22 protein-coding genes are annotated in these 22,970 nt (G+C 74.0%); 7 read left to right on the top strand and 15 right to left on the bottom strand.

Going from position 1 to position 22,970, the window contains the following annotated elements; translation table 11 throughout:
* Positions 1-10: 10 nt before the first annotated feature.
* Entirely contained in the window at positions 11-1,879 is a 1,869-nt protein-coding gene (locus J2X26_RS17570) for a DUF2264 domain-containing protein (protein WP_307493998.1), read from the bottom strand.
* The gene (locus J2X26_RS17565; RefSeq protein WP_307493997.1) at positions 1,876-2,910 is read right to left on the bottom strand and encodes a hydroxyacid dehydrogenase; all 1,035 of its coding nucleotides are present in this window, start codon (positions 2,908-2,910) and stop codon (positions 1,876-1,878) included. The genes J2X26_RS17570 and J2X26_RS17565 overlap by 4 nt, the downstream gene beginning before the upstream one ends.
* A gap of 160 nt (positions 2,911-3,070) precedes the next feature.
* Between J2X26_RS17565 and J2X26_RS17560 the strand changes: the two genes are divergently transcribed.
* Complete coding sequence (locus tag J2X26_RS17560; RefSeq protein WP_307493996.1) at positions 3,071-4,852, top strand: heparinase II/III domain-containing protein; 1,782 nt, start codon at positions 3,071-3,073, stop codon at positions 4,850-4,852.
* Positions 4,849-5,907 carry a substrate-binding domain-containing protein gene (locus J2X26_RS17555; protein WP_307493995.1) on the top strand — a complete coding sequence of 353 codons (1,059 nt, stop codon included), beginning with the start codon at positions 4,849-4,851 and terminating at the stop codon, positions 5,905-5,907. The genes J2X26_RS17560 and J2X26_RS17555 overlap by 4 nt, the downstream gene beginning before the upstream one ends.
* A 25-nt stretch (positions 5,908-5,932) precedes the next feature.
* On the opposite strand, the gene J2X26_RS17550 is transcribed toward J2X26_RS17555, so the two are convergent.
* Positions 5,933-8,224 carry a sodium-translocating pyrophosphatase gene (locus J2X26_RS17550; RefSeq protein WP_307493994.1) on the bottom strand — a complete coding sequence of 764 codons (2,292 nt, stop codon included), beginning with the start codon at positions 8,222-8,224 and terminating at the stop codon, positions 5,933-5,935.
* 227 nt (positions 8,225-8,451) lie between these two features.
* On the opposite strand from J2X26_RS17550, the gene J2X26_RS17545 reads away from it, so the two are divergent.
* From J2X26_RS17545 to J2X26_RS17530, 4 genes are read left to right on the top strand one after another with little or no spacing between them, the layout of a single operon-like run.
* Positions 8,452-8,985, top strand: coding sequence for a sigma-70 family RNA polymerase sigma factor (locus J2X26_RS17545; protein WP_307493993.1), 534 nt, complete (start codon positions 8,452-8,454; stop codon positions 8,983-8,985).
* Positions 8,982-10,382, top strand: coding sequence for a hypothetical protein (locus tag J2X26_RS17540; RefSeq protein ID WP_307493992.1), 1,401 nt, complete (start codon positions 8,982-8,984; stop codon positions 10,380-10,382). Before J2X26_RS17545 ends, J2X26_RS17540 begins: the two co-directional genes overlap by 4 nt.
* Before the next feature lie 57 nt (positions 10,383-10,439).
* Positions 10,440-10,979: a sigma-70 family RNA polymerase sigma factor gene (locus J2X26_RS17535; RefSeq protein ID WP_307493991.1), complete on the top strand. Its 540-nt coding sequence runs from the start codon at positions 10,440-10,442 to the stop codon at positions 10,977-10,979.
* The gene (locus J2X26_RS17530; RefSeq protein WP_307493990.1) at positions 10,976-12,184 is read left to right on the top strand and encodes a hypothetical protein; all 1,209 of its coding nucleotides are present in this window, start codon (positions 10,976-10,978) and stop codon (positions 12,182-12,184) included. Before J2X26_RS17535 ends, J2X26_RS17530 begins: the two co-directional genes overlap by 4 nt.
* 64 nt (positions 12,185-12,248) lie before the next feature.
* Here J2X26_RS17530 and J2X26_RS17525 read toward each other — a convergent pair whose 3' ends face one another.
* The 6 genes from J2X26_RS17525 to J2X26_RS17500 all read right to left on the bottom strand — a co-directional run bounded on the left by J2X26_RS17525 (position 12,249) and on the right by J2X26_RS17500 (position 16,692).
* Positions 12,249-12,584: an STAS domain-containing protein gene (locus J2X26_RS17525; protein ID WP_307493989.1), complete on the bottom strand. Its 336-nt coding sequence runs from the start codon at positions 12,582-12,584 to the stop codon at positions 12,249-12,251.
* Between the two features lie 23 nt (positions 12,585-12,607).
* Entirely contained in the window at positions 12,608-13,486 is an 879-nt protein-coding gene (locus J2X26_RS17520; protein ID WP_307493988.1) for a biotin-dependent carboxyltransferase family protein, read from the bottom strand.
* A complete protein-coding gene (locus J2X26_RS17515) occupies positions 13,483-14,124 on the bottom strand; it encodes a 5-oxoprolinase subunit B family protein (protein ID WP_307493987.1) in 642 nt (213 codons plus the stop codon). Before J2X26_RS17515 ends, J2X26_RS17520 begins: the two co-directional genes overlap by 4 nt.
* Positions 14,125-14,142: 18 nt before the next feature.
* Positions 14,143-15,267, bottom strand: a complete 1,125-nt coding sequence (locus tag J2X26_RS17510) for a hypothetical protein (RefSeq protein ID WP_307493986.1) — start codon at positions 15,265-15,267, stop codon at positions 14,143-14,145.
* The gene (locus J2X26_RS17505) at positions 15,264-15,785 is read right to left on the bottom strand and encodes a sigma-70 family RNA polymerase sigma factor (protein ID WP_307493985.1); all 522 of its coding nucleotides are present in this window, start codon (positions 15,783-15,785) and stop codon (positions 15,264-15,266) included. The genes J2X26_RS17510 and J2X26_RS17505 overlap by 4 nt, the downstream gene beginning before the upstream one ends.
* A 145-nt stretch (positions 15,786-15,930) precedes the next feature.
* On the bottom strand, positions 15,931-16,692 hold the full coding sequence (locus J2X26_RS17500) for a LamB/YcsF family protein (RefSeq protein ID WP_307493984.1): 762 nt from the start codon (positions 16,690-16,692) through the stop codon (positions 15,931-15,933).
* Positions 16,693-16,796: 104 nt separating this feature from the next.
* Between J2X26_RS17500 and J2X26_RS17495 the strand changes: the two genes are divergently transcribed.
* Positions 16,797-19,412: a DEAD/DEAH box helicase gene (locus J2X26_RS17495; RefSeq protein WP_307494156.1), complete on the top strand. Its 2,616-nt coding sequence runs from the start codon at positions 16,797-16,799 to the stop codon at positions 19,410-19,412.
* Positions 19,413-19,505: 93 nt separating this feature from the next.
* On the opposite strand, the gene J2X26_RS17490 is transcribed toward J2X26_RS17495, so the two are convergent.
* The 6 genes from J2X26_RS17490 to J2X26_RS17465 all read right to left on the bottom strand — a co-directional run bounded on the left by J2X26_RS17490 (position 19,506) and on the right by J2X26_RS17465 (position 22,954).
* A complete protein-coding gene (locus tag J2X26_RS17490; RefSeq protein WP_307493983.1) occupies positions 19,506-19,970 on the bottom strand; it encodes a GyrI-like domain-containing protein in 465 nt (154 codons plus the stop codon).
* A 42-nt stretch (positions 19,971-20,012) separates the two neighbouring features.
* The gene (locus tag J2X26_RS17485) at positions 20,013-20,351 is read right to left on the bottom strand and encodes a hypothetical protein (RefSeq protein WP_307493982.1); all 339 of its coding nucleotides are present in this window, start codon (positions 20,349-20,351) and stop codon (positions 20,013-20,015) included.
* Between the two features lie 564 nt (positions 20,352-20,915).
* On the bottom strand, positions 20,916-21,290 hold the full coding sequence (locus J2X26_RS17480; protein ID WP_307493981.1) for an Rv3654c family TadE-like protein: 375 nt from the start codon (positions 21,288-21,290) through the stop codon (positions 20,916-20,918).
* The gene (locus tag J2X26_RS17475; protein WP_307493980.1) at positions 21,287-21,637 is read right to left on the bottom strand and encodes a TadE family type IV pilus minor pilin; all 351 of its coding nucleotides are present in this window, start codon (positions 21,635-21,637) and stop codon (positions 21,287-21,289) included. Before J2X26_RS17475 ends, J2X26_RS17480 begins: the two co-directional genes overlap by 4 nt.
* Positions 21,634-22,044, bottom strand: a complete 411-nt coding sequence (locus tag J2X26_RS17470; RefSeq protein ID WP_307493979.1) for a DUF4244 domain-containing protein — start codon at positions 22,042-22,044, stop codon at positions 21,634-21,636. The genes J2X26_RS17475 and J2X26_RS17470 overlap by 4 nt, the downstream gene beginning before the upstream one ends.
* Positions 22,045-22,525: 481 nt before the next feature.
* Complete coding sequence (locus J2X26_RS17465) at positions 22,526-22,954, bottom strand: type II secretion system F family protein (RefSeq protein WP_307493978.1); 429 nt, start codon at positions 22,952-22,954, stop codon at positions 22,526-22,528.
* Positions 22,955-22,970: the final 16 nt, after the last annotated feature.

Raw genomic sequence — 22,970 nt, 5'->3', positions numbered from 1 at the left:
CGCCCGCGTGCTACTGCTGGTGGGGCAGGTGGGTCGTGGTCACGAGGCCGTCGGGCCAGGTGACGGTCAGCTGCTCGGTGACGGCAGCGGTCGGGGGGTCGTTCGGGTGCTGCGCGAGGCAGACGGCGGTGACCCACCAGCTGCCGGCGACCACCGGGGTGGAGACCCACGGGGTCGCGGTCCAGGTGCCGAGCGGGCTGGCGTCCTTGTCCAGCCGGACCTCGGTGTCGAGCCCCTCGGCCACGAGCAACGACGTCAGCCCGTCGCTGCGCACGCCGTGCGCCAGGAATGCCGGCTCGCCGGACACGGGCCAGCCCGCGGTGCGGAGCGTGAGACCCGGGTCGGCGTCGTCGACGCGCACGGCCCGGAGCTCCCACGCTCCGCGCACGACGGACACGACGGTGAGGGTGCCGACGACGACGGAGGCGCCGACGAGGCCGGACCCGTGCGTCTGCACCGACGGATCGACCTCGACGCGATGCGCGACGCTCCGCGACGAGGCGACGCCGATGCCGTCGACGACCGCGCACCCCAGCAGGGTCATCCCCGAGCGGTGGGTGGAACGCCCGTCGGCGTCGACGAGCACGACCGCCTGGTCGAACGGCTCGGCCCACGCCTCGTCGTCGAGCAGCGGCGCCGTCGCGGTGGAGTACCCGAGCCGGGCGTAGAGCGGCGAGTCGCCGCCGAGCGAGCCCTCGAGCGCGTGGTCGGTGCCGTGGTTGACAACCCGCACGATGCCGTCGTCGTGCGTCCCGCTGACGATCCAGCCGGGCGCCGCGACGGCGACGAGGTCGTCCGCCACCTCCAGCGGCAGCGGCTCCTCGGCGGCGGTCCACACGGGGTGGTCGGCCGGCAGCGCGAGCCCGAGCATCCCCTTCACCGCCCAGTACGGGGAGCCGGTGCCGGAGTAGCTCTGGGCGAGCGGCCGCCACGGACCGTGCCAGCCGAGGGTCAGCAGACCGTCCTCGTCGGGGGCGCCGTGCTGCACGAAGTGCGTGACGATGCTCGACGCGGCCCGGCGCAGCTGCCCGGGCGACGTGCTGGGCACCTCCGCGATCGCGCCCGCCCAGTAGGGCGCGGCGGCGGCGAACCGGTACGTGAGGCTGCGGCCCTGGATCAGGGGGCTGCCGTCGGCGCCGACCAGGCGGATGGCGTCCTGCAGGTACCGGTCGAGGCGGGCGACGTCCCGGGCCTGCCGGTCGGGCTCGACCGACGCCCCCTGCATCCGCGCCCACAGCACCGGGTACAGGTGCATCGCCCAGCCGACGTAGTGGTCGTAGGAGCGCTGGTCGCCGTCGGAGAACCAGCCGTCGGCGCGCGCGAACGACTCGTGCAGCGCGAGGTCCTCCTCGAGGTCCTCGGCAGACCACGGTCCGCCGACCGACCTCAGGAACGTCTCGACGACGATCCGGAACCACAGCCAGTTGTTGCGCGGGTAGCCACGATCCCCGACGACGGACGACAGGTAGTCGACGACGCGCTCCTGCACCCCGGCGTCGAGGCCGTCCCAGAGCCACGGACGCGTCAGGTCGAGGATGAGCGCCAGCGACGCGGCCTCGACCTTCGCCTGGCCGTGCTCCTCCGGCCGCACCCAGCGCTCCGGCGACGACGGGTCGGTCCCCGCCGCCAAGCCGGCCGCGTAGAGCTCCGCGAGGTTCAACGGGTCGGCGCCGCGCTCGCCCGCGAGCCGGAACCCGGCCAGCAGGAACGTCCGCGCGAAGCCCTCGAGCCCGTCGACCGCCGTGCCGTACCCGCCCGGCGCCCCAGGCAGGGTGATCAGGGCGTGGTGCGGCGAGGCGTAAGGGCGCACCGCGAGCAGCATCTCGTCGGCCAGTGCCGCCCACTGCTCCCGGGTGCGGATCTCGCGCGCCGCCGTCATGCGCCCACCACCAGGTGCTCGCGCGTGACGGGTGCCAGGACGGGCCGCCCGAGGATCAGCCGCTCCAGCTCGTCGAGCGTGTGGTCGCTCATGCGTCGCGCCTCCGAGCCCAGCGACCCCGCGATGTGGGGGGTGAGCATGACGTTGGGCAGGTCGTAGAGGACCGACGTGGCCGGCAGCGGCTCGGGGTCGGTGACGTCGAGGACGGCCGACAGACGCCCGCTGGAGGCCTCGCGCTCCAGGGCCACCGTGTCGACGAGCACGCCGCGGGCGGTGTTGATCAGCGTCGCTCCGTCGGGCATGAGCGCGAGCTCCTCGGCCCCGATGAGGTGGCGCGTCTCCGGCAGTGCGGGGGCGTGCAGGCTGACGATGTCGCTGCGGCGCAGGAGCTCGGGCAGGTCCACCAGCTCCGCGCCGGTGCCGACCAGGTCGTCCGCGGTGATCGTCGGGTCGGCGACCAGGACGCCGTCGGTCTCCAGGACGTCGAGCAGCTCGACCGTGCGGCGCCCGATCCGGGACCAGCCGACGATGCCGATGGTCCGGCCCCGGTTGCTGAGGTCGCCGCGCTCGTCGGCGAACGACCAGCGGTCGCGACGGGTGCGAGCCTCGGCGGCGAGGAACGGTGCACGCTTGCCCGCCAGGATGATCGCGGCGAGCGTGTACTCGGCTACCGGCCGCGCGTTCTCGTCGGCGGCGGAGGTCACGACGATCCCCCGCGCCCACGCCTCGTCCGGCACCAGGCCGCGGACGGTGCCGGCGGCGTGCAGGATGGCCCGCAGCCGGGGCGCGGCGGCGAGGTGTGCCGGGGTGATCGGCGGTGCGCCCCACGAGGTGACGATCACGTCGGCCTCGGCCAGCTGCGCGCGACCGTCGACACCGTCCAGGTCGTCGAGCCGCAGGGGCTCCCCGACCTCGGCCAGCTCGCGCAGTCGGTCGACCTGCTCCGCGTGGAACTGGAGGTCGAAGGTGCCCTCGCTCATGAGCAGCAGGACGTGGGGCCGCGCGGCTGCGGGGGTGCTGGGGTGCGTCACGCGTCGTCCTTCCTCATCGAAGTGGCGTCGCGGGTCGATGTCGTCTTTGATCGGTTCGACCCGGCGAGGAGGAGTTAAACGCACACAAACGATCTTCGTCAAGCGCTTCCCCGATGAGGTACGATCATTTTCGATCATCGCCGATCCGGATCGAGGAGTCATGACGACAGCTGTGCGTGGAGGGCTTCCTCTGCCGACAGACCGCGCCCTCTGGGCCTCCGTCGACAACCGTGGCCTCCTCGCGCGCGCTCAGGCCGAGCTCGGCACACCCTGGCCGCAGCCCCTGGCCGGCCAGTACGCGCGCTACCGCCGCGACGGCGACCGGGTCCAGTACGAGACCCGCGTGTTCGAGCGCGAGGACCGGCTGACCCGGGCGGTGGTCGCGGCGCTCGTCACGGACGACCCGGCGTGGGTCGACGAGGTCGCCGACGGCGCGACCCTGCTGTGCGAGCAGAGCACCTGGTGCTGGCCCGCGCACGACGTCGCAGCGGCCGCCCTGGGCACGGTCGTCCCGGTGATGACCGAGCCCGTGCTCGATCTCGGCGCCGGCGAGGTGGCCGCACGGCTGGCCTGGATCGACCACGTGCTCGGCGAGCAGCTCGACGCGCGCGTCCCCGGTCTGCGGCAGCGCATCCGGCACGAGGTGCGCACGCGCGTGCTCGACCCGTTCGTCGCCCGCGACGACTGGGGCTGGCTCCAGCCGCCGCTGAGCAACTGGACCGCGTGGATCCACACGAACGTGCTGACCGCAGCCCTGGTGCTCCTGGAGCCGCCGGAGCGCGACGCGGTCGTGGCGCGGGTGGCCACCGGCCTCGGCGACTACCTGGCGTCCCTGCCGGCCGACGGCGCGATCGACGAGGGCTACTCCTACTGGTGGCAGGGCGCCTGCCGCGCGCTCGAGGCCCTCACCCTGCTGGAGCACGCGACCGGCGAGGACGCCTCGACCTGGCCGATCGTGCGGGCGATGGTCGACTACCCGCACACGATGCAGCTCGGCGGCCCCTGGTACCTCGGCGTCGGTGACGGCACCGCGGCTCCCCCGGCCGACCTCCCGTGGCACGTCCTGCACTCCTGGGCGCTGCGCACCGGCTCGGTGGCGGCCGCCGAGCACGCCGCCGCGGAGCACGCGCACGCGGCCCTGCCCGAGCGTGGCGGCATCGGCCGCACGCTGGAGGCGCTGGTCTACACCGGGTGGCCGGCGACCACTCCGCCGTCCCCGCTCCCCGCGCACGTGTGGTTCCCGAGCACGGAGGTGGGCCTGCTGCGCGAGACCGCCGGGTCGTCGCGGGGGCTGGCCGTCGCGCTCAAGGGCGGGCACAACGCCGAGTCGCACAACCACAACGACCTCGGCTCGGTCGTCGTTGCGGTCGACGGAGTGCCGGTGGTCGTCGACCCGGGTCGCCCCACCTACACCGCGCAGACGTTCGGCCCCGACCGGTACGAGATCTGGACGATGCAGAGCTCGTGGCACTCCGTGCCCGAGGTCCGCGGCACCCCCCAGTGCGATGGCCGGGAGTTCCGGGCTACCCAGGCGTCGGCCGACGGGGACCGGCTGCAGCTCGACCTCACGGCGGCCTACCCGACCACGAACCTGACCCGCTGGACCCGCACGGTCACCCTCGATCGAGGGGCGTCGCGGGTGCTCGTGGCGGACGACTGGGAGGTGAGCCCGGACGGGACCGGCACGGTCGTGCACTGGATGCTCGCGGGGTCCGTGGAGATCATGGAACCGGGACTCGTCACGATCCACCCGCTCGATGGCGCGCGCCCGACCCGCCTGACCTGGGACCCTGCCACCGTGACCTCGTCGCTGACCGTCCGACCCCTGGACGACCCGATGCTCTCCGACGTGTGGGGCGACCACCTCACGCGCCTGGAGCTGGCGGTCGACGACTCGGCCGGGCACGGCTCCCTGGCCGTGACGGTCGAGGTGGACCGATGACGTCCCTGCCGGTGACCCGCCGCGACCAGCTGCTCGACGTCCTGCGCCGCGAGGGCACGGTCCGCGTCAGCGACATCGCCTCTGCGCTCGGCGTCACCCCCGTGACCGTCCGCCGCGACATCACGCAGCTGGCGAACGAGGGCCTGGTCCGCCGGGTGCACGGTGGCGCGACGCTGCTGGCCGCACCGGACGGCGACGAGGCCCCGGTCGTCGCGACGCTCGGCATGGTCGTCCCGTCGCTCGACTACTACTACCCCGGCGTGCTCCAGGGCGCCCGCGAGGCGGCCGCGCGCCTGGGGGTCCGGCTGGTGCTGCGCGGCTCGTCGTACCAGGTGGAGGACGACGAGCGGCAGGTCACCGGGCTCGTCGAGACGGTCGGCGTCGACGGCCTGCTCATCGCGCCCAACCTGTCCGGGCCCGGCGGCGACGCCCTGCTGGCCCGGTTGGCCGGCCTCGACATCCCCGTGGTCCTGCTGGAGCGGACCGCGACGATCCCGCCGCACAACGCACCGATGGAGTCCGTGGTGTCCGACCACGCCCTCGGCGCGAGCATCGCCGTGCACCACCTGGCGTCGCTGGGCCACCACCGCATCGGGCTGGCGTACTCCCAGGCCAGCCCCACTGCACCGAAGGTCCGCACCGGCTGGCTGGGCGCGTGCGAGGAGCTCGGGCTGGACGCCGCACCCGACCTGGCGATGGTGAACTACCGCGACCCGCAGTGGCGCGCGGAGGTCGACCGCATCCTCGACGCGTGCCTCGCGGCCGGGACGACCGCGCTGCTGGTGCACTCCGACCCGGAGGCGATCTCGCTGGTGGAGCGCTGCGAGGAGCGGGGCATCCGCGTACCGGGGCAGCTGTCCGTGGTCGCGTACGACGACGAGGTCGCCGGGCTGGCCAACCCGCCACTGACGGCCGTCCGCCCGCCGCGACGCTCGATCGGCCGGACCGCGGTCGAGCTGCTGGTGGGCCGGCTGGGCGATCCGGCCCGGGCCGTGCACCGCGTGACGGTCACACCCGAGCTGATGATCCGGGAGTCGACCGCTCCCCCGTCCTGAGGACGAGGGAGCGGTCGACTGCCCGTCAGGCGAGCGCCTTCTCGGCCTCGCGCGTCAGGTCGTGCTTGTCGTCGCGCGCCGCCCGGAGCCGGGACGCCACGACCGCGCCGGCCGCGACGAGCGCGGCGACGACGGCGATCGACAGCCGGACCGTCTGGTTGGCGTCGTCGCCCACCGAGATGGCGACGACCGCCGGTGCGATGAGCAGGGCCACGAGGTTCATGACCTTGATCAGCGGGTTGATCGCGGGACCGGCGGTGTCCTTGAACGGGTCGCCGACGGTGTCGCCGATGACCGCCGCGGCGTGGGCGTCGGAGCCCTTGCCGCCGAAGTTGCCGTCCTCGACGATCTTCTTCGCGTTGTCCCAGGCACCGCCCGAGTTGGCCAGGAAGACCGCCATCAGCACGCCGGTCGCGATGGCCCCACCGAGGAACCCGGCCAGCGGGCCGACGCCCAGGCCGAACCCGACGGCGATCGGTGCGAACGCCGCGAGCAGACCCGGCGTCGCCAGCTCCCGCAGGGAGTCGCGGGTGCAGATGTCGACGACCTTGCCGTACTCCGGCCGCACCTCGTAGGTCATGATCCCGGGGTTCTCGCGGAACTGGCGACGGACCTCGAAGACGATGGCTCCGGCTGCCCGGGTCACCGCGTCGATGGCCAGGCCCGAGAACAGGAACACCGTCGCCCCACCGAGGATCACACCGACCAGGGTGACCGGGCTGATGATGCTGTAGTTCAGCATCGACGCGGTGAGCTCGTCGCCCACCTCGCCCGCCGTGCGCAGCGCGGACGCCACCGCGTCGGCGTACGACCCGAACAGCGCGGTCGCGGCCAGCACTGCCGTCGCGATCGCGATGCCCTTGGTCACGGCCTTCGTCGTGTTGCCCACGGCGTCGAGGTCCGTGAGGATCTGCGCGCCCTCGGGCGTGACGTCGCCGGACATCTCCGCGATGCCCTGCGCGTTGTCGCTCACCGGGCCGAACGTGTCCATGGCGACGATGACGCCGACCGTGGTCAGCAGGCCGCAGCCGGCGAGCGCGATGAGGAACAGCGAGAGCGCCACCGAGCCACCGGCAAGCAGGAACACGCCGCAGATGGCCGCCGCGATGATGCCGGCGGTGTAGACGGCGGACTCCAGGCCGACCCCGATGCCGGACAGGACCACGGTGGCCGCGCCGGTCAGGGTGGTGCGTGCCACGTGGAGCGTCGGCTTGCTCGTCGTGCCCGTGAAGTACCCGGTCACCCAGAGGATGATGCCCGCCAGCACGACGCCGATGGCCACGGCGACCGAGGCGATCAGCCGCGGGTCACCGCCGTGCGTCTCGAGGCCGGCGGTGCCGCCCGTGAGGTCCGCGAAGGACGACGGCAGGTAGATGAACGCCGCGATCGCGGACAGAGCCACGCCGACGAGCGCCGAGATGTAGAAGCCCCGGTTGATGGCCGCCAGGCCGCTCTCCGCGCCCCGCACCCGGGTGATGAATACGCCCAGGACGGCGACGATGGCACCCATGGCCGTGACGATGAGCGGGAACACGAGCCCCTGCTCGCCGAACGCCGCCTTGCCCAGGATCAGCGCGGCGACCAGGGTCACGGCGTAGGACTCGAAGAGGTCCGCCGCCATGCCCGCGCAGTCGCCCACGTTGTCGCCGACGTTGTCCGCGATGGTGGCCGCGTTGCGCGGGTCGTCCTCCGGGATGCCCTGCTCGACCTTGCCGACCAGGTCGGCGCCCACGTCGGCCGCCTTGGTGAAGATGCCGCCGCCGACGCGCATGAACATGGCGAGCAGCGCGGCACCGAAGCCGAAGCCCTCGAGCACCGCGGGCGCTTCCGCCCGGTAGATCAGGACGACCGACGCGGCGCCGAGCAGGCCGAGGCCCACGACGCTCATGCCGACGAACCCGCCGGTCCGGAACGCGATGCGCGCGCCCTCTGCACGCCCACCTGGCTCCGACGCGGCAGCCGCGACCCGGACGTTCGCCCGCGTGGCGAGCCACATGCCCAGGTACCCGATCGCGGCCGAGAAACCGGCCCCGACCAGGAAGAACACCGACCGGCCGAGCTTGACGCCGCCGTCGCCGGGCAGCAGGAACAGCAGGGCACAGACGACGACCGCGAAGAGGGCCAGGGTGCGGAACTGCCGGCTCAGGTACGCCGACGCCCCTTCCTGGACCGCGCGCGCGATCTCGCGCATGGACTCGGTCCCCTCACCGGCCGCGAGCACCTGGCGGCGCAGGACAACGGCGATGAGCAGGGACGCGACCGCAACGGCCGCGATGACACTGACGATCGTGATGCTCGTGGACCCGAGCTCGACCATGCATCCTCCTCGGACATCAGCGAGGCCCCCCTGACCACGCCCGTCCCACAGCCCCGTTGCTGCGCGACCCGGTGAGTCTAGCCAGCAGATGTGACGTGGATCGCACCACGACGCGAGCGGGAACCGAAGCGTCGTCCGCGGGACGATTCGTAGGGACCCCAACCGTTCGCGGGCGGGAGGCGTCTGGACAGATGAGGGCACATCTGCACCGACCGAGGGGGACGAGCATGAGCTGGGAGTCGGATCTCGACCGGCTCGTCACCGAGCGCGGGTCGGCGCTGGTCGCGTACGCGTACTTGCTCGCCGGCGACATGGCATCGGCCGAGGACCTGGTCCAGGACGCGTTCGTCCGGACCTACTCGCGACGCCGGCCCGAGGAGGTCACCTGGGTCGAGGCGTACGTCCGGCGCACCATCCTGAACACCTACCTCGACGGTTACCGGGCCCGGACGCGTCTCGCGGCCGTCACCCCGCTGCTGGCGACGTCCGACGTGACGGACGACCCGAACACGGCGGCCGGTGACCGGGCCGACGTCGCCCGCGCTCTCACCGTGCTCTCGCCCCGCGAGCGCGCCTGCGTCGTGCTCCGGTTCTACGACGACCTCACGCTCCCCGAGATCGGCCTCCGGCTCGGCGTCTCCGAGGGAGCGGTCAAGCGCTACCTGTCCGACGCTCGGCACAAGCTGGAGCCGCTGCTCGGCCCCCAGCCGGGGCTGGCCTCCGAGGACGTCGCGACGATCACGAAGGGAGGCTCGCGATGAACCGCGACCTCGAGTCGGCCCTGGGCGAGCTGGCGGACCGCGTCGAGCTGCACCACGGCACCGTCAGGGCACCCCTGCCCGTCGACCGGATCACCGCGCTCGCCCGCCGGCACCGCCGGACGCGGGCCGCGTGGACGGTCGCGGGCGCGGCGGCGGCCGTCGTCCTCGTCGCGGGCACGGCGTTCGCCCTCCTCCCGGACCCGACGCCCGCTCCGCCGGCCGTCACGTCGACGCCGACGCCGACGCCGACGCCGACGGTCACCTCACCGACGTCCGTCGTCCTGCCCACCGGCGACCCCGCGCTGCCGTTCGGTACCTGCGGCGCCCTTGTCGACGCCGCGCCCGCCTACCCGGTCGACGACCGGCTGGTCGCCTGGGTCGTGCCGGACGCGCCCACGCTCCTCGCGGGCGGGACGCTGCCGGCCGGCGGCGTCATCGACCGGGCGCCCGACAGCGGCTTCCTCGCCTCCGCGGTGCCCGACGGCGGGCCTCGCGTGGCGGTGCTCAAGGACGGCGTCGTCGTCGGCACCGCGGGCTTCTACCCCGCCACCTACGACGTGATGGCCGGCCGCAGCGGCAACGACGGCGAGCTCACCTCGTTCCGTGGCCCCCTCGAGCTCGTCGTCTGCGACCCGGGCGACGGCAGACCGGCGACCGTCGGCCGGCCGCTGCCGGCCGGCACCTACGAGCTGCGTCCGTGGGCGAGCGTCGTCACGTACGACGACCTCCAGGAGCCTCCTGCCGAGCTCTTCCAGGAGCCGCGCACGCTCGACCAGGCTGCCGCGCTGGGCGGCACACGGGCGACCGCCGTCGGCGAGCCTGTCACGATCACCGTCACCGGCGAGGCCGAGACGCAACCTCCGCTGCCGGGGTCGGACGTCGCGCTCGACCGGACCACGTTCGCGGCGACCCCGGCGTGCGAAGGACCCGCACCGGTGGCGCCTGTCCGCTCGGCGATGCTCGACCTCCAGGTGTTCCCGGCAGCGACGGTCCTCGCAGCGGGTTCCCCCCTGCACGCGACGGCGACCGTGCTGTACACCGGGCCCGGCCGGTTCCGCGCCTTCGGCTACTACGCCGTCGAGTACTGGGTGGTGCGTGACGGTGTGGTCGTCGGGACGACCGTGCAGCCCAACGACGCGTTCTCCTCGATGGACCTGGGCGCCGGTGCGGTCCTGGGCTTCGCGGACGCCGAACGGGTGCTGACGTCGTGCCGCACCGACGGAGGTTCGCCCTTGAGCACCGGGGACCCGCTGCCCGCCGGCGAGTACACGGTGTACCCGGCGTGGATCTTCACGTCCCCGGTCGTCCGGACGCTGTCGGAGGTCGTGGAGCTGCAGGGCCCGGACGCCGGCTACTCGGTGACCCTGGGCACGCCGTTCCCTGTCACCCTCACCTGACCAACGGTTCGCTCCTCCCAGTCGTCCAGGAAGATGACGGCACCACGAGGAGGTGGCATGACGACCTGGGAACAGGTTCTGGACGAGCTCGTCCGGGCGCGGGGGCGTGCGCTCGTGCGGTACGCGACGCTGCTGACCGGCGACGAGCGCGAGGGCGAGGACCTGGTCCAGGACGCGCTGGTGCGCTGCTTCAGCCAGGGCCGCCCGATCCGCGACCCGGGCGCGGCGGAGTCGTACGTGCGGCAGGCGGTCCTCACGATCTTCCTGGACGCCTACCGCCGCAAGGCGCGCTGGACCGCGGTCCGCCACCTGCTGGCCCGGGACGACGACACCGCCGACCACGGGCCCGCCAGCACGGCACGGCTCGACGTGCAGACCGCGCTGCTCACGCTCCGGCCCCGGCTGCGGGCCTGCGTGGTGCTCCGGTTCTACGACGACCTGACCGTGCCCGAGATCGCCCGCCGGCTCGCGATCTCGGACGGCACCGTCAAGAGGTACCTCTTCGACGCGATCGGCCAGCTCGAGACCCTGCTGGGTCCGCTGCCCGACGCGCACACGATCGACATCCAGCTGGTCCCGACAGGAGTGACCCGATGAGCCCCGACCTGACCCGTTCCCTGCACGATGCCGTCGACACGGGACCGGACGACTCGCCGTTCGACGTCGCGACGCTGACCGGCCGCATCCGGCGCCGCCGGACGGTGCGCGCGGGGGTGCGCGGCGGGGTGGCCGTCGGGGCCGTCGGAGCCGTGGCGTTCGGCGCCGTGTACGTCGGAGGGCGGCAGCCCCTGTCGGTGCTCCCCGAGGCACGGGCCGACGCAGCGCCCGGGACGTGCGGCTCGGACATCGGGCTGCTGCCCATGGCCGACCCCGGTCGTGTCGGTCTGCTGCCGTCGACGGACGGCTCCTGGTACCAGGAGGACCCTTCCGTCGTCCCCCAGCAGGGCAGCCACCTGGGAACCCTGCTCGGGCGCGCCATGAACCCGGTCCTCGTCCGCGAGCTGTCCCCGCGTGCTCGGGACGCCGCGGTCGCCGACCTGGTGCGCAGCGCGACCGAGACGCTGGCCGCCGCGGAGGAGCGTCGCGCGGCCGTGATGGAGGATCCGCCGGATGCTGTCCCGCTCACCGCCGGCCAGGTCGACGCACTGGACCGTGGGGTAGAGGTCGCGCGCCAGCAGCTCGAGGCCGCGGAGAGCTCGGAGCGGATCAGCGGCACCGGCGACGAGCTCGACAGCCAGATCCTGATCACCCACGACGGCACCGTCGTGGCGTCCGACGCCGACCCGTCGCCGGACCCGCGGTACTCGTGGATGTCCTCGCCCGACCGCTCCGTGGTCTCGGGCCTGACGAGCACGGAGCTGATCACCTGCGCGACGGACGGGGACCCCGGGGGCGTGCCGTTGCCCGCCGGTGAGTACTCGGTCTACGTGAGCTATGCGGAGGCCGACGACCGCGCCGTGGCAGGCCCCTGGTCCCTGACCCTGCTCGACATGCCCCCGGCACCGACCGGCCTCCCCGAGGGCTTCCCCGTCGAGGACGTCCCCCTCGTCGGCGGTCGGCTGGTGTCGGTCAGCCCGATGCGTGGGGCGAGCGGCGAAGGGTGGAGCGTCGTGATCGCCGTCGACGGGGACGACGCCGCCAAGGAGGCCGTCCGGCTGCTCGGCGACGACTGGTCGACCTACCCGGCGCTGGCGCCCCCGCCCGGCATCACCTTCTCCGTGGCGGGCTGGGAGGTCGGCGTCGCGGCGTCGACGTCGGAGGACGGAGAGCAGACCGTCGCCTATTCGATCCTTCCGAACTGACCCGTCAGCCGATCGTTGCGACCGCCACGGCGGTCCCTGTCGAGCCGTCGCCGAGGGCACCCGATCAGGCGTCCAGGGCCGCCTCGACCGTGTCGTGCACGGTGAACACCTGGAGCAGCGCGGTGATCCGGAAGACCTTGAGCAGCCGCTCGGAGTCGATCACGAGCTGGAGCTGACCACCCGCCAGCCGGACCTTCTTCAGGGTGCCGACGAGGACGCCGAGGCCCGTCGAGTCCATGAACCGGACCGCCCGCAGGTCGATGACCAGATCGGTCCGGTCCCGGTCGAGCAGCTCCGCGAGCTGGTCGCGCAGCGCGTCGGCCGACGACACGTCGATCTCGCCGTCCACCTCCACGACGGTCCGGGGACCGACGTCCCGGCTGGTCACACGCACGTCCATCGGGTCCCCTCCCTCCCGTGCATTCAAACAGACGCGCGGCCGTGCACGAAGGACACCCGGTCCCCGGGCCTGACCTGGGCGAGCCGGCCGTGCGCGTACCGGCGGACCACGGCGACCACGGGGTAGCCGCCCGTGACCGGGTGGTCGACACCGAACACGACCGGCTGCCCGTCGGGAGGCACCTGCACGGCGCCGAGCACGAGTCCCTCCGACGGCAGCTCCCGGCCGGTGGCGTCCGAGGTGCGGGCCAGAACGGGTCCCGTGAGCCGGACCGCCACGCGGTTCGTCGCCGGGGTCACGTGCCACTCGCCGGCCTGCAACCGCGCCAGCACGTCGTCGAACCAGTCCGCGTGCGGCCCCGGCACCACCGGGAGCTCGACGCGGTCCGGCAGGTCGGGCACGGGCGCGAGGTCCACCACCGGCCAGCCCGCCGGTGCGGGGCCCACCGCCAGGACGTCACCGGCCCGCAACGGTGCCGGCCCCAGGGCCGCGAGCTGGTCCGTGGACCGGGACCCCAGCACGGCCGGGACGTCGATCCCGCCCCGCACGGCGACGTACGTCCGCAGGCCGGAGGTCACGGTGCCGAGCCGGAGCTCCGCACCCGACCGCAGCTCCAGCACCGCCTCGTGCCCGACCGGCCGGTCGTCCAGCCACGTCGGCCCCCGCGCACCCGCGAGCGCGACCGTCACGTCCCCGACCGCGCGCAGCCGCAGCCCGCCCAGCAGGACCTCGAGCCCCGCCGCACCCTCGTCGTTGGCGACCAGCCGGTTGGCCAGCCGCAGCGCCCCCGCGTCGGCGGCGCCCGACCGGCCGACCCCGATGTGCGCCCAGCCGGGTCTGCCCAGGTCCTCGACGAGCGTGAGCAGACCCGGCTCGAGCACCTCCAGCGCGCCGCCCGTCATGACGCTACGAACCGCACGCGGGTACCCGGCTGCAGCAGCGCCGGGGGCTCGCGGTCCACGTCGAAGAGCGTCTGCTCGCACCGGCCCAGGAGCCGCCAGCCGCCCGGCGTCGCGGCCGGGTACACCGCGCTGAACTCGTCGGCGATCGCCACCGACCCCGCGGGGACGCGCTCGCGCGGGCTGTCGAGCCGCGGCACCCGCAGCGCCGGGTCCAGACCGACCAGGTACGCGAAGCCGGCCATGAAGCCACCGAACGCCACCGTGTACTGCGCGCCCGTGTGCCGCGCGACGACCTCGTCGACAGTGAGTCCCGTCAGCCGGGCGACGTCGGCGAGGTCGGGACCGTCGTAGTCGACCGTGATCGTGACGTCGCGGGCGTCCGCCTCGGCAGCTCGGGACGACCGTGCGGCCCACCAGCGCTCCACCGGCAGCGCACCGGGGTCGGCGTCCTCCCGCACCCGCAGGAGCAGCGTGCGCGCGGCCGGGACCTGGTCGACGATGCCTGCCGCGTCCGGGTCCGTCGCGCGCGCCGCACGCACCGCGTCGTCGAGCGCCCGGACCTCGGCGAGCCCGGGGAGCTCCACGAGGACGGCGTCGTCCCCGTAGGGCACCACCCGCGGCGCGCGTGCGTCGGTCATGGGCCGATCTTGCCGGACCTACGGCACGGTGACCGTCCCGGTCGCCTCCGCGACGCCCGTCGCGTTGGTCGACAGTCCCTCGCCGGCGTCGCTCCACGTGGGTGCCACGGTCACCACGCTGTACACCCGGTAGGTCCCCGCCGGCAGCGGCGCGTCGTCCACGCACGAGGTCGTCCTGATCGTCGGGGTGAGAGCCAGCGGGGAGCTGGGGTCGAGGTCGGCCGTCGTGCGGCCCAGTGCCGAGTCCCAGGTGTCCGAGTCGCCGACGATCCGACCTGTCTCGTCGTCCACGAGGAGCGTCCGCTCGCTGACCATCGACGCCTCGGCGTCGCCCTTCCAGACGAGCCAGAGGCTCATGCTCACGTCATCGAGCACGCTCACGTCGAGCTGCACCCGGTCGTCACCCCGGGGGATCACGGAGGTGCCTGCACCGCACCAGGACTCACGCGCGTTGCCCGCGACGACGAGCGGCTGACCAGGACTGAGCGCGGCCGGTTCCGGCCCGTCGGCGCCTGGGAGCACCCCGTACATCGTGTACTTCCCGTCGGGCAGCGCCTTGGTCGCGTCGGGCCCGCCACAGGTGGTGAGCGCCATCTCGCTCCAGCTGCCCATCGAGTGCGGCCCCGGGTCGTCGGCCACGGCGAGGTCGTGGCCCTCATAGGCCCTCGCGACGACCACGCCGTCCTTCGCCACCACCACGTCGACCGGGTCCTGCAGGGTGACGCCGTCCGGCACGTGCACGGTCAGCGACACCGGCAGCGCCAGGTAGCTCCGCTGCTGGTACGTGTCGAGCGAGACGCCGAGCTCGATCTCCGGTGCATCGGCGGGCGGTTCCACGATCCATCCGCACGCACCCGCCGCCGCCGCTGGGTCCGCGGCGGGCAGCTCGCTTGCCACCTCGTCGGCGGGAAGCCCCGTCACCGTGCCCCCGGCCGCGCTCCACGGGAACCGGCCCAGCAGCCCGGGGGTCTGTGTCGCGGTCAGGGCGATCACGCCGGCCAGCCCGACGCCGCCGGCCGACCGGACCGCGGTCTGCGTCGCCCGACGACGACGGATCCGACGGCCGAGGGCCGTCGGCTCGAGCGTGCCGACCGGGGCGTGCTCGGCGGCATCCCGCAACGCCGCATACAGGTCGAGGCTCATCGTGTGCTCCTGGTGGTGATCAGGTGGGACTCGGTCGGCGCTGCGGGCTCGACGGGACCGAGCACCCGCTCCAGCCCGTGCACCCCGTCGCTGAGGTACCGCTTCACGGTGCCGTCGGACAGCTGCAGCCGGTCCGCGATCTCCGCGACCGTGAGGTCCTCGAAGTACCGCAGGACCACGCACGCGCGCACCCGCGGCGCGAGCACCGCGAGCGCGGCCACGACGTCACGCCGGGCGTCCACGCCGTGCCGATGGTCGTCGCTGACCTCCGGGGACGCCACCAGGTGCCGCAGCCCCAGCCACCGTCGGCGGCGGCGGTACCCGTCGATGTAGGACGACAGCATGGTCTGGCGGACGTACCCCTCGACCGCGGCCGGCTCGCGGAGCCTCGCCTTGCGCGCGAGCACCGAGACCAGCGCGTCCTGCACCAGCTCCTGGGCGTCGCCGGGGTCACCGGTGAGCAGGTACCCGTAGCGGAGCAGCGCGGGTCCGCGGTCACGAACGAGCGTGTCCAGCACGTCTTGCCAGTCCACCTCGCGTGCCCGCCTCGCTGCTCGGTCCGTGCCGGCCGATGGGCCCGACATCGACCATGACGGACGAGCGCACCGTTTCGTTGGGGCCATGATCGGGCTGGCCGGCCGTCCGGCCCGACAGGCGCGGCCGTCAGGCGACGAAGGGCAGGATCGCCACGCCGTTCTCGACGAGCGCGGTCCGGACCGTGCGCGCCAGCCCCGCGGCCCCGGGGGTGTCCGAGTGCACGCACACCGACTCGGCCGCCACGGTGACCTCCGTGCCGTCGACGGCGACGACCACCCCGTCCGTCGCCAGACGCAGCACCCGGGCAGCCACCTCGTCCGCGTCCGTCACGAGTGCCCCGGGCTCCGATCGCGGCACCAACGTCCCGTCGGCTCGGTAGCCGCGGTCGGCGAACGCCTCCGGCACCGCACGCAGCCCACGGGCGCTCGCCGCGGCCAGCACGGCGGATCCGGGCAGCCCCAGCACCGGCAGGTCCGTGATCGCGGCGACGACGGCCCGCGCGTGCTGCTCGTGGTGGACGACCGCGTTGTAGAGCGCCCCGTGCGGCTTCACGTAGGCCACCCGCGTACCCGCGCCGAGAGCGATCCCCTGCAGCAGGTCGATCTGCTGGGTCACCTGCGCCTGCAGCACGTCGGCGGGGACGTCGACGAAGCGGCGGCCGAAGTTCTCGCGGTCGAGATAGGACACGTGCGCGCCGACGGCCACCCCGCGTCGCGCGGCCGCCCGGCACACGGCGGCCATGGTGCGCTCGTCGCCCGCGTGGAACCCGCAGGCGACGTTGGCGCTGGTCACGACGTCGAGCAGCAGCGTGTCGAGGCCGTCGACGCCCGGCTCCCAGGCGTCGAACTCCTCGCCGAGGTCGCAGTTCAGGTCGATCCGGTCCGCCATGCACCCGATCCTGCCCGACCCGGACCCGGTGCGAGGATGGGCGCGTGGTGGAACCCGGCGCGCTGCTCGACGTGCTGCTCGCCGCCGGAGGCCGTTCGGACCGCATGACCCATGTCCGGCACCTGCCCGCGCGAGCGGGCACGCAGGCGGACTGGCCGTCGTGGGCGGACGCGGACCTGGTCCAGGGATACCGCGCCCTGGGCGTCGACCGCCCCTGGCTGCACCAGGTCGAGGCCGCCGACGCGGCGTGGTCCGGCCGGCACACCGTCCTGGCCACCTCGACCGGTTCCGGCAAGTCCCTCGCGTTCTGGCTCCCCGCCCTGTCCACCGCCCGCGCTGCGAGCGCCCGGTCGCTGCTCGACCCCGGCCGCATCGAGTCGCTGACCCGTCGCGCCACGACCCTCTACCTGTGCCCGACCAAGGCCCTCGCCGCCGACCAGCTCGCCGCTCTCGACCGGCTCCTGGTGGCCGGCCGCACGCGCGACGTCCGGGTGTCCACCTGCGACGGCGACACGTCCCTCGACGAACGCCGCTGGGTGCAGGAGCATGCCGACGTCGTCCTGACCAACCCCGACTTCCTGCACTTCGCGCTGCTGCCCCAGCACCGTCGGTGGGCACGGCTGCTCGGCTCGCTGCGGTACGTGGTGGTCGACGAGTGCCACGCGTTCCGTGGGGTGTTCGGTGCGCACGTCGGCCTGGTGCTCCGGCGACTGCGCCGGCTCGCTGCGTCCTACGGTGCGACGCCGACGTTCCTGCTCGCGTCCGCCACCACGTCCGACCCCGCCGTGAGCGCCGCGCGGCTGATCGGCGTCGACCCGTCCGAGGTCACCGCCGTCACCACCGACGCCTCCCCCGCGGGTCGCAAGACGTTCGTCCTGTGGCAGCCGCCCGAGCTGCCCGGCTCCGACGCCCCCTGGTCCGCCCTCCTGCCCGAGGACGACCCCTGGGCCACCCCGCTCGCGCTCCCCCGCCACGTGACCCGCAGCGCGGACGACCTCAGCCCGCCCGCGCCGGACGACATCTGGGGATCGGCCGGGGACGGCCCCGCGACCGCCCCGGCCAGTGGTGCGTCGTCGCCCGCGTTCCCCGGCGCCGAGGACCCCGTCGCCCTGGGGGAGCTCCTCGCCGGGCTGCTCCCCGGCGCCCACCCCGGTCCCGGTCCGCTCGCCACAGGCGAAGGGTCTGGCCCGCTCGGCACCGGCGAGCGGTTCGTCGCTGAGCCCTCCGACCGCCCACGGCGAACCGCGACCGCCGAGATCGCCGACCTCCTGGCCGACCTCACCGCGGCGGGCGCCCGCTCGCTGGCCTTCACGCGGTCGCGACGAGGAGCGGAGTCCGTCGCGGCCACCACGCGCGCGCACCTGCTGGAGATCGACCCGACGTTCGCGACGTCCGTGCAGGCCTACCGCGGCGGCTACCTGCCCGAGGAGCGCCGAGCACTGGAGGCTGCGATCCGGTCCGGCGACCTGCGGGCCCTCGCGACGACCAACGCGCTCGAGCTGGGCGTCGACATCTCCGGGCTCGACGCCGTCCTCATCGCCGGCTGGCCCGGCACCCGCGTCTCGCTCTGGCAGCAGGCCGGCCGGGCCGGCCGCGCCGGCACCGACGGGCTCGTCGTCCTCGTCGCCCGCGAGGACCCGCTCGACACGTTCCTCGTGCACCACGCCGAGGCGATCTTCGACGCACCCGTCGAGGCAACCGTCTTCGACACCACCAACCCCTACGTGCTGGCACCGCACCTGTGCGCCGCCGCGGCCGAGCTCCCCCTGCGGTCCGAGGAGCTGGACCTCTTCGGGCCCCGCACCGCCGACCTGCTCGCCGAGCTTGTCGAGCGCGGGACCCTGCGGCGCCGCCCCTCCGGCTGGTATTGGACGCACAACGAGCAGGCCAGCCGCCTGACCGACCTGCGCGGCTCCGGCGGTGACCCCGTCCGCGTCGTCGAGTCGGTCACCGGCCGCCTGCTCGGCACCGTCGACGCGGCTTCCGCCGACTCCACCGTCCACGACGGAGCCGTCTACGTGCACCAGGGCGCCTCGTTCGTCGTCGACGAGCTCCGGCTCGAGGACGGCGTCGCCCTGGTGACCCGTCGCGACGTCGACTACGGCACCTGGGCACGCTGGGTCACGACGACGGAGATCCAGTCCGTCGACGCCGAGGTGCCCTGGGGTCCGGTCACATGGGGGTTCGGGTCCGTCGACGTGACCACCCAGGTCCTCGGCTACCAGCGCAAACGCATCCCCGACCTGCAGGTGCTCGGCACCGAGGAGCTCGACCTGCCCGCCCGCATGCTGCGCACCACCGCCGTCTGGTGGACCGCACCCGCCGAGGTCCTGCTCGCCGCCGGAGTCACCGTCGAGGCCACCCCGGGCGCCCTGCACGCCGCCGAGCACGCCTCCATCGGCCTCCTGCCCCTCCTCGCGACGTGCGACCGGTGGGACCTCGGCGGCCTGTCGACCGCGCTGCACGTCGACACCGAGCAGGCCACCGTCTTCGTCCACGACGCCTACCCCGGTGGGGCGGGGTTCGCGGAACGAGGCTTCGCGCTCGGTGCGACCTGGTTGCGGGCCACGCGGGACGCCATCGCCGCCTGCCGCTGCTTCGCCGGCTGCCCCGCGTGCGTGCAGTCACCGAAGTGCGGCAACGCGAACAACCCGCTCGACAAGGCGGCCGCGATCCGCCTGCTCACCGCGGTCCTCGCCCACGCACCGACGGCCTCCTGAGCCAGGATGCGCCCGGCCGTCCGAGCGACCGGTCACCTGGGGCGGACGTCGCACCGGCCGACGGGTGGAGCGACGGTGCGGTGTCCCGTCAGCTCACGGGACGATCGGCAGCACGAGGCGCGTCTCGTTCTGGCTCGGATCGGCTGCTTCCGACGGGTCCGTGACGTACACCTCGAGGAAGTCGCCACGCATCTGGGCGGGGTGGTCCGACATCCACGTGCGGAGCTCGGCCCACGCTCCAGAAAGTCCGTCGTAGCTGCCGACGTGCGTCCCGACCACGGCGGGGCCGCCCGGCAGCTCGACGACCTCGACTCCGCCCCCGAGGGAGCTGACGGAATCCGCGTCGACCCAGAAGCCCGCGGCGAGGTCGACCGAGTCCGTCGGCATGTCGCGGTACCAGCCGAACGCAGGGCCGGTGACGGCCAGCCCTGCCGCCGCCACCTCCTCGAGCACCGCACGGTAGGCGCGGTCGTAGAAGGCCGCCAGGGCGTCCAAGGCGACCCGCTCGCGTACGACGGCGACAAACGCGGTCGGCTGGTCGTCGTAGGTGAAGTCCACGGCACTCCTAGAGTCGGTCCGGTCCCGGTCGACGAGCGTCTGTCAGGCGATGCGGTGGCACATCGCGAACACCTTCACCGAGCGCGCGTCGTCGGCGTACTCGACGAGAGTGTTCTCGTCCATGATCACGGCGGACACCTCAGCCGCACCACCCGTGAACCACGCAGTGCCGGGAGGCCCGCTGACCGGGAGCACGACGTGCACCAGGTGCCGACGTCCGTCACAGACGAGCGGGAGTTCCGCCCAGGCGACGACGTCGCCCTGAGTGACATTGACGAAGCCTTCCCACTGGACACCGTCGACCGGCCGGCACCGGACGAGAAGCCGGACGGTGATCGCAGCCCCTCCGTCGGTGAGGTGCGCTGTCGGCAGGATCGTCACACAGCCACTGGTTGTCTTGGCACCGCTGCAGCCGGCTGAGCCGCGAGCCCCGACATCGCTGCCACGAGAAGCGCGATGAATCCGAGGGTCATCTTGCGCACCATGTCCTTCTCCTTCTCTCCTTCTCCTTGCTCACCGTGTCGTTCGAGCCGCAGCACGACGGAGCCACGGCGTGACGTTGCACCGCACGCGGGTCTCGTCCCTGGTCATGGAGGCGGCTGCCGGGACGTCGACGAGTCGACCTCGGAGCGTCCGTTTCCCCGGGGCGGCATCTCCCACGACGAGCGCGAGCCCGCTACCTGCTCGTGCCGCTCGGGGTCCGCCCATGGCTCCTCCCAGACCAACGGTCCGCCGGTCGGACACGACGTGATAGGGACCAAATGCCCTGGTACCGGGTCCACGCGGGCGCTCGGCAGGTGCCGGGGTCCGTGGGCAGACCAGCGAGTCGCGACGGGCCACGTAGCGCGAGGCGTTCACGGGTCGAGGCCTCGTCACCTGCGTGGTCCTCGCCCCACGCGCCGACGGCCCGCTGGGCCGGTCCGTCGCCGACCAGCGGGACACCGGTCACCGGCGGGCCGACGTCGGACCGGCCCGAGCGGACGCCGTCGCGGATCCGGCAGCACCCCGCACGAGGACCCGCACCGTGACCACCCCTGCACCCTCGTCCGTGCACGACGAGAGCCTCGCTCCGTTGCGGCGGACGACCTCCGCGGCCGTCGGGCACGGGTCGCCCGGCTGCCCCGCCAGCAACCGTGCCGCCCCGGCGAGCGCGCCGAGGTCGGCCGCCGTCTGCGCGCGGCCGCGACCGAGCTGCGCGGAGGCCAGCAGCCCGAGCAGGGTGGCGACGACCAGTGCGACAGCGACGAGCGCGAGCAGCAGGACCGTGCCCGAACCCCGGTCGGACCTGCGCCCGGCAACCCGGTGACGCCAGACCTTCACGGCTCCACCCGAGCCACCGCGGTCGCTCGGGCGCGCAGCACCGAACCGGCCCACGACGCCGACACGACCGGCGACGACACCTCGACGGTCACCCACTCCGCGGCGCGTGACACCGAGATCGACGCGTCCGCACCGGCCAGCCGCCGAGCCGTCGTCGCGACCTCCCGGTCCGGCTCCCCGAGGGCGGCCGCGCGGGCCCCCGCCCGTGCGGCGTCGGTGCACCGCGTCTGCGCGATGGCCGCCGACGCGACCGTGAGCAGCGCGACCACCAGGAGGACGACCGCCGGCAGACCGATCGCGAGCTCGGCGGTGACGCTGCCGCGATCCCACCGGCTCGCGACGGTCACAGCGACAACGCCTGGCGGACGATCCCCAGGAGCAGCCCTTTGACCTCGTTCCCCTTGAGGATCACGACGAGCAGCCCCGCGAAGCCGACCGCCGCGAGCGTCGCGATGGCGTACTCGGCGGTCGCCATCCCCACCTCCGCCAGCTCGGCGCGAGCGCGCCGGCCACGCTCGCGCCACGCCAGGACCGCCCCCGGGACCCGGCCGCGTCCACGAGCGCCGGACCGGCGCCGACCGTCGGGCCGATCGCTCATCAGCACCACCGAGCGACCGACCGCCCGGTTCAGGTTGGCGGGTGATGTAGCGGCACCTGCGGCGTCCGCGGGACCCCTGCCATCGTCCTGCGGGTTGGTGTCATCGTCCTGCCGGTTGGTGCGGTCCGGCCCCGGGACCGTGGCGTGCTGGTTCATGACCTCTCCTCTCATGTGGCGCGGACTGTCCGGCGCCCCGCCAGCGTCGACCGCGCGGTCGCGGCGCCGACGGCCCTCCGGCGGATCAGTGGGACGGGCGCTGACGGGCGGGGCTGTGGACGCCTCGGACGCCACGTCCGCCGCACGAGTCAGGTGCACGTCCTGCGTCTGGAGGGACCCCCACGACGTCCGCACATCCGGTCGTCCCAGCGACCGATCGCGCGGACGTCACGCTCCGCGGGCAACAACGTCCGCACGCCCGCGCGTCCCGCCAACCCCCGATGCGCGGACGTTGCGGAGCTACGGCTGGCGGGGCGAAGCAGTGACTGGGCGGAGGCGCTCGCCCCCGCAGCGAAGGCAACGGCAGCGGAGCAGCTCGAGTCGACGGCGAATCGGGCGGCACGCGATCGCGGACGCGTCGGAGGCGGTGGGGGCGCCGCGGACTGGGCGGGACTCGGGTAGGTCGCTCACGGCGACCGCGTCACCCGAACAGGTCTCCCGCGAGGCTGAGGAGCATCGGTACGAGGCCGAGCAGGATGAACGCCGGCAGGAAGCAGAGCCCGAGCGGCAGGACCAGCTGCACCCCGAGCGCTCCCGCCGCGGTGCGGGAGCGGGTGCGGCGGTCCCGTCGCAGCTGGTCCGCGCGGGCGCGCAGCGCCGGTCCGGGCGCTGTCCCGGTGCTCCAGCTGGCCTCGAGCGCGCCGACGACAGCCGACAGCGCGGTCCCCGCCCACGCCGACTGCCACGACGCGCCGAGCAGCAGCGCGGCCCCACCCCGCGCCAGCTCGTCGCCCTGCTGACCACCCACGGCCGCCCCTACTGCCGACAGCGCCCGCGGGAGGGGCGCACCGGTGCCGATGGCGACGTCGAGCAGGTCGAGCAGAAGCACGGCGTCGATCAGTCCGGGCACCAGCGCAGGATCATCC

The organism is Cellulomonas humilata (assembly GCF_030814415.1).
Classification (GTDB): Bacteria; Actinomycetota; Actinomycetes; order Actinomycetales; family Cellulomonadaceae; genus Cellulomonas; species Cellulomonas humilata_A.
The sequence above is the reverse complement of the archived record's forward strand: the minus strand, read 5'-3'. Positions and strand labels throughout refer to the sequence as shown.